General features: G+C 63.6%; 1 protein-coding gene. It reads left to right on the top strand.

Going from position 1 to position 302, the window contains the following annotated elements:
* The coding region (locus AC5RWX_RS34570; RefSeq protein ID WP_494100611.1) for a TSUP family transporter at positions 1–302 on the top strand (302 nt) is incomplete at both ends.

The following is a 302-nucleotide window of genomic DNA, read 5'->3' on the forward strand; positions in this document are numbered from 1 at the left end:
CTGGTCTACCTCGCCGGCGTATATGGCGGCTACTTCGTGGCCGCCCAGGGAATTCTGGTGGTGGGCATTTTGGGGGTCTTCCTCACCGGCACCATCCAGAACGCCAACGCCATGAAAAACATCCTGGTGCTCGGCGTGAACCTGGTGGCCGCCGTCTCCTATCTTCTGTTCGCGTTCGACCGGATCAACTGGCTCGTGGTGCTGCTGATCGCCGTCAGCTCGAGCATCGGCGGCATCCTGGGCTCCAAAGTGGGGCGGCGGCTGTCCCCGAAGGTGCTGCGCGCCGTGATCTTCGTCCTGGG

It is taken from the genome of Arthrobacter sp. SPT-J7 (assembly GCF_059089965.1).